Genomic DNA, 5,372 nt, shown 5'->3' with positions numbered 1-5,372 from the left:
CACAGTACTGGCGCGCTACACCGACCGAATGCTTGCCCTTCTTCGGAAAGCCCGTGTCGTCGACGATCCAGTAGCATTCGGTGCCTTTCTCGCGCAGCAGCGCCGGTTCCACCCAGGCCCGCACACGCTCGAGCAATCGTTCATCCGACCAGTCGGACTTGGCCACGAAGTGATGCAGTGACTGGTGGCGTGCCCGCACTGCATGGGGATCGATTCCGGCAGCCAGCGGTTCGACGCTCTTTCGTGCCAGCGGCAGCATCAGCCCCTGGCAATACCCACGCAGGCCTTCATGCCGGTCCACGTGGCCCAGGGAGTCGCACAGATGATCGAGGTAGGCTTCGAAGCGTTGTTCCATCTGTTCTCTCGTGAATCCAGTCGGCTGTTAAAACGGCGTATTCTCCCCGATTCCTTGTGACACAGTAAGAATAACAGGCCGTTGAAAAATACAGCTCCAACTCCCCCAGCCCGTCAGGTTTGATGTTTTTCAAGCGCTCAGCCCCCGACGTTTCTCTCAAAAGGCCTGGCTTCAGGCCCTTTTTGACGATTCCAGCGCCGTTTCCACGCCTTTCGGCGTTTTCCGGGCGCAACTCGCCCTATACATGCGAGCCTCGCCACCAGCCCGACAGGCTCCCCAGGCGGATCAGGTTGTAGACCGAGAAGCCCAGCAGCAGTTGAGCACCCAGCTTCGCCCGACCGATCAGCTTGGTCTTGCGCAGCCCGCCCACCGTCTTCAGCCAGCCAAAGCCTTCCTCGATCCGTTTGCGGAGCTTCAGGCTGGTCGCATACCCCGGATGACGCGTCGTGCGTCCGTCGATGGCACTGCCCTTTTCTTTGCGCGCCACATGCGGCGTCACCTTCAGTTTGCGCGCACCCTGGACAAAGGCTTGCTGGTCATAGTTCTTGTCCGCCCCGACCGTGCTGCCCGGCTTGGCCGTGCGCTCCAGCATGGCCAGCGCGGCCTCGACTTCGGCATGCCCGTTGAACTCGGTGCATTCCACATCCACGATCAGCCCGCTGCGGTGCTCGATCATCGTGTGGGCCATATGCGCCAGGCGGCTGGCGTCCCCCTTGTTCTTGCGCGCCAGACGGGCCTCGGGATCGGTTTTCGAGCGATGGGTGGCGTTGCTGCGCTTCTCGCCCTTGAAGTCGGCGTAGGGGTTGCGCGTGCCATCCTTCGGCGGCTCGCCGCCGTCCTTGCGAACGAAGGACTTGTGCGAAGCCCAGGCGTCGATCAGCGTGCCGTCCACGCTGAAATGCTCGTCACTGGCGTACCCGGGCCACTGCTCCAGCGACTTGATGCGCTGGAAGAACAGGCGTGCCACCTCCTGGTTGAACAGCCGGTCGCGGTTCTGGCTGAAGCTCGAGTGATCCCACACCGGCTCGTCCATCGACAGGCCGACGAACCAGCGAAACAGCAGGTTGAAATCGATCTGCTCGACCAGCTGCCGCTCGGGGCGGACGGTGCAGATCACCTGGAGCAACGAAGCGCGCAACAGCCGCTCCGGGGCGATCGAGGCACTCCCCCGCCTGGAGTAAAGCCCGTCGAAGTCCCGATCCATCGAAGCCAGGACGGTATCGACCAGCCTGCGCAAGGGGCGCAGCGGATGGTCGTTCGGGATGCGCTGTTCCAGCGTCGTGTAGCTGAACAGCTCGTCTTGCTTGAGATCGAGTCCACGCATTGGCTTGGGCTGAGGTCGGCATGAAGAAGATGGCAGTCAGTTTGACAGAGCGGAAAGCGCTCTGGCTTTTTTCAACGGCCTGTTAATTAAGCCGAGCCCAAGGCTGCTGAGCAAGACTCAGAATCTGACGATTTTCAAAGTTCAGAGGATAGGGACGCTGCGCCATTATTTAACATAAGATAGATTATGCGAATTAAGCCTATTTTCGTGGGCGGCGCAGCCGGAAAGCGAGGGTCAGCAAGAGTTTCTGAAATGCGAACTGGCACGGTAGGCCGATAATCAGGTTTTCCCAGCCGCCCCAATGCTGAAAAGCCGGAGCGCTAAAGCTGCCAGTAGCAGGAGCCCACCGAGGTGAGTCGGCCCTGTCGGGCTGAACACAGTAGGAATCCCCGCCCAGCTTGGCTGCGAGCAAAGCGAGAGAACGGGGAGGATGTCAACGGTGAATTCATCAGCCACTCCCCACGGTATGGAAGCAGTTGGGGATTGGGCAGCATGATGGGGCTCGGAAAAGTCTTGTCCGTTACCGGCAATCCTCGACCAACGCAAGAGGGATCTAGCGCAATTGCCCTTGGCACACACAGCCTCCCTTGACACCTCCTATTTCTTGAGTTTCACTGAAAACGGTTTCATTGCACAGAACGCCAGCCCATAACATCAAGAATAAGAGGTTTCCGGTCCGTGAATGGTTCGTCCAGCCGCGTCACCATCAGCCAAGTGACCGAAGCCGCCGGCGTCTCCAAGGCCAGCGTGTCGCGCTACATCGGCGGCGACCGCCAACTGCTCGCCGACGCCACCGCCCTGCACATCGAGCAGGCCATCGAGCGCCTCGACTATCGCCCAAACCAGATGGCCCGCGACCTGAAGCGCGGCCGCACGCGTCTGATCGGCAGGCTCCTCGCCGACATCCTCAACCCCTATTCCGTGGCCATGATGCATGGCGTGGAAACCGCCTGCCGTCAGCACGGCTACAGTCTGGTGGTGTGCAACACCGACCGCGACACCGAACAGGAAATCCACCATCTGGCGGCCCTGCGCTCCTACAACGTCGAGGGCCTGATCGTGAACACCCTCGGCCACCACGCCGGCGAGCTGCAGTCCCTGCACAGCGAACTGCCGATGGTGCTGGTCGACCGCAAGGTCGAGGCGCTGGAGGTCGATCTGGTCGGGCTGGACAACCGCGACGCGGTGCGCCAGGCCCTGGATCATCTGCAGCAGCACGGCTACCGCAACCTGCTGCTGGTCAGCGAACCGCTGGACGGCACCAGCTCGCGCCAGGAGCGCGTCGCGGCGTTCACCGGCGAAATCGCCCGGCGCCCCTGCTCGAGGGCCAGGTGCTGCAGAGTACCTGCAGCCGGCCCGCCAAGTTGATTTCAAGGCCCAACTGATCGTCCGAGGCCCCCGCGGCTGACCGCTCGCCGTCAGACTGTCGGCGGGCCGTTCGGTCAAAAATGAAACCGGTTTCAGAGGAATAACAATAATGCCCCTCTTGCCCCGTCTCCGTGAGCCTTTCCAGCTATGGCGCCAGTCTGGTGCGCAAGCTGGGACTCGACTGTCTGTATTCCGCGCTGCTCAATCTGTGGACCCGATGCCCTCGCGCCGATCCTGGCGCTCGCCAGCGCCTGCGGAGCACGCTGATTGAAGGTCTCCCTCGGCTATTACCACGCCAGCAACAATCTGTCCGAGCTGGCGCTGCAGCTCGGCCGGCCAGCCTGTGTAGTTACTGGTAGAGAACGACCAGATCACCCAGGACGGGCACATGCAATGAGTTAACGAATAAAAAACAAGCCACTAGACTGCAAAAGGATATGACATGCTGAAGCTCAGAAGGTTGGCACACACTATATTATTGAGTTCTGTTGCTGGTTTATCACCTATCGCCATCCAGGCCGCCGACTTGATTGTATCGGCCAATGACGGGAAATACCTGCGAGTAGATGGCAAGGATACTTGGCCGCGAAATGCGAACCCCGACACATTGACGGTACTGGACGCTAGCACCCTCCCCTTCAAGCCACTTAAGAGCATTCCGGTCGAGTTCGGCATCCAGGGGCCGCCACAAGCGGTTGCCATCACCCCGAATGGCCAACTAGCTTTTGTCGGCGCTCCGACACGTTATGATCACGACAATACCAGACTGGTCACCGATAACTTCGTACAGGTCATCGATCTGGAGTCAGATGCACTGGGCATCACGAAACTGTCATTACCTACACATCCACAGGGGATTGCGGTAAATCGCACGGGAGACTTGGTCTTGGTTGCCGGGGTCGATGGCTCTCTGTATGTATTGACTATCGATGGCAAACAAGCCGCGCTGATAAACTCGATCAAGCTCAGTTCCGGGCGTCTTGCCGGCGTCAGTTTTACCCATGATGGAAAACATGCCCTAGTTGCCCTGCGCGATCAGCAAGGCGTTGCCGTTGTCGATATCAATGGTCATGAGGTAAAGGATAGCCTGATGCGCCTGAGCAGCGGGGTTGCGCCCTATACCATCGACGTTTCAAGCGATGGCCGCTGGGCGGTGGTCAGCAACGTGGGCCTAGCCGGTTTAGCGGGCAGCGATGCGAAAAGACTGGGGGATACGGATACAGTCAGTCTGATCGATGTATCGAGCGTTCCCTTCAAAACCGTACAATATTTAAATGTCCCATCAGTGCCGGAGGGTGTCGCCATTTCACCTGACGGCCGCTGGATTACCGTCCTGTCGATGGATGGCTCCAACTTGACAAAAGACAATCCTGGACGGAAGGAAAAAGGCAAGCTTATTCTTTTCTCCCTGAAGGACGGGGTGGCCACACAAGTCTCCGAAGTTCCTTCTGGCACCGCTGGGCAAGGCGTGGCTTTTACTCAAGACAGCCAGTATGTCATCGCTCAGCTCAATGTAGAAAAACAGTTGGCCATCTACAAAATAGAAAACGATAGACTACAGGATACCGGCACCCCGATTCAGCTGGAGGCCGGCCCAGCCTCGATCAGAACCATGCCTCGCTGATACTGTCGTATCGTCGGCGCTAATTGGATACAGAGGGCCGGTTCGAGAATAGCTTTATGGTTGCTCCGAACCGCCCGGGGAATCTCGGAGGCTCTTTGGTTTGAGTCATGCCGCCAGAGCTGAATCGTCTAGTTGTCGATAATACGCCGCTCCAGCCTCCGCCTGCTATGCAGTGTGGCTGTACCGTTACCCGGGCCTCTTCAGTCCCTACACAGGAAACCTAAACCCTATGACGTCGAAAGTTGATGTAACCGTGCTTGCCGATCTGCTACGGCGGGCGGCGAAGGCCGAAATAATGCCGCGTTTTCGGCGCTTGGATAGATCTGACGTGCGAGCCAAGACGGAGGCAACGGATCTTGTGACGGTGGCCGATGAGCAGGCCGAGCGCATGATGAAAGCGGAGATCGCCAGGCTTTGGCCGAACGCCTTGTTCGTCGGTGAGGAATCGGTCGCGGCGGACCCCGCGCTGCTCGGCAGGCTGAAAGATGCCGAACTTGCCATCGTCGTCGATCCTGTCGACGGCACAGCCAACTTCGCCTCGGGTATTCCGGCCTTTGGCGTCATGGCCTCGGTCGTGTTCATGGGCGAGACGGTTGCCGGGATCATCTACGACCCGATGGGGGACGATTGGGTAATGGCGGAGAAAGGCAGCGGCGCCTGGCTGAGGCGACCGGACGGCGAGGCACAGCGGCTTTCCGTGG

The 5,372-nt window shown here is 59.4% G+C and carries 4 protein-coding genes and 1 pseudogene; 3 read left to right on the top strand and 2 right to left on the bottom strand.

The genetic code is table 11. The features are described 5' to 3' along the window. Window positions 1-355 (bottom strand): transposase (locus tag BMY22_RS22540; protein ID WP_143068618.1); only part of this gene is annotated, 355 nt, incomplete at its 3' end. 238 nt (window positions 356-593) lie between these two features. Continuing rightward, window positions 594-1,679: an IS5 family transposase gene (locus BMY22_RS22535; RefSeq protein WP_090625538.1), complete on the bottom strand. Its 1,086-nt coding sequence runs from the start codon at window positions 1,677-1,679 to the stop codon at window positions 594-596. Window positions 1,680-2,339: 660 nt separating this feature from the next. Between BMY22_RS22535 and BMY22_RS22530 the strand changes: the two are divergent. The 3 genes and pseudogenes from BMY22_RS22530 to BMY22_RS22520 form a co-directional block, all read left to right on the top strand. Next, window positions 2,340-3,022, top strand: a pseudogene (locus BMY22_RS22530) (LacI family DNA-binding transcriptional regulator); the annotation flags it as partial. Between the two features lie 467 nt (window positions 3,023-3,489). Further along, entirely contained in the window at window positions 3,490-4,671 is a 1,182-nt protein-coding gene (locus BMY22_RS22525; RefSeq protein WP_090625537.1) for a YncE family protein, read from the top strand. 229 nt (window positions 4,672-4,900) lie between these two features. Next, window positions 4,901-5,372, top strand: a 472-nt coding sequence (locus BMY22_RS22520; protein WP_279626392.1) for an inositol monophosphatase family protein, incomplete at its 3' end; no start/stop codon positions are given.

Origin of the sequence: Azotobacter beijerinckii (genome assembly GCF_900110885.1) — a bacterium.
GTDB classification, from domain to species: domain Bacteria; phylum Pseudomonadota; class Gammaproteobacteria; order Pseudomonadales; family Pseudomonadaceae; genus Azotobacter; species Azotobacter beijerinckii.
The sequence above is the reverse complement of the archived record's forward strand: the minus strand, read 5'-3'. Positions and strand labels throughout refer to the sequence as shown.